This window comes from Oleiphilus sp. HI0123 (assembly GCF_001635315.1).
Genome location: NZ_LWGE01000313.1, coordinates 1 through 719, shown reverse-complemented (window position 1 = coordinate 719; position 719 = coordinate 1). Strand labels below are relative to the sequence as shown.

The window sequence follows — 719 nt, the reverse complement described above, 5'->3', positions numbered from 1 at the left end:
GCCGCGCGCGTTGGCGGAGAAGAGATGAGTATTATTGTCTGTGGCGAAAGTAAAGATGAAGCGCATATATTGGCAGAAAGAATTCGTGCCACGATTGAAAGTACAGACTGCTTTTGGCAGGGGCAACGGATAAGTTTGACAGCCTCATTCGGTATTGCATTCGCGACAGCTAAGACAGAAACTGCTTGGCAAATTTATCAAAATGCTGACTTGGCACTGTATCAAGCCAAGAAGCAGGGACGGAATCAGGTATGCTTGTATGAAGCCTAAACCCAAGGCGCGAGTAGAGTTTCGAATGCGGAGGTTATATTGTCTTTAAGATCATTGGTTCTGACGTTGCTTGTCTGCCTGATTGTTTGGTATTGGCTTAAAGCAAGAGAGTTAAAAGATATTGCTCTAAGAGCCGCGGCGAAGCATTGTCGTGAATTGGACTTAAGTATTCTTGACCAGACAGTCGTTTTGCGCTCATTGAAGCTCAAGAGAGGGAATGCTGGGCGCTTACAGATTATTCGTGAATATGGTTTTGAGTTCAGTTCTACAGGAGAAGATCGTTATAAAGGTAGTGTGAAGATGGCCGGAGCACGTGTTCAAGGGGTCAAATTGGCACCACATCGAGTGGAATAGTTTTATTATTGGAAGTGGTTAATTTGTATCGAGCACCTATACTCTATATATCGACAAAAAGAAGCTATTCACAAATTGGCAGGTGTTTTTAATTC

The 719-nt window shown here is 43.4% G+C and carries 2 protein-coding genes; both read left to right on the top strand.

Annotated elements, in window-relative coordinates:
- A partial coding sequence (locus A3761_RS03005; protein ID WP_156491543.1) for a GGDEF domain-containing protein occupies window positions 1-270 on the top strand: 270 nt, incomplete at its 5' end.
- A 39-nt stretch (window positions 271-309) separates the two neighbouring features.
- Window positions 310-624 carry a DUF3301 domain-containing protein gene (locus A3761_RS03000; protein ID WP_068512050.1) on the top strand — a complete coding sequence of 105 codons (315 nt, stop codon included), beginning with the start codon at window positions 310-312 and terminating at the stop codon, window positions 622-624.
- Window positions 625-719: the final 95 nt, after the last annotated feature.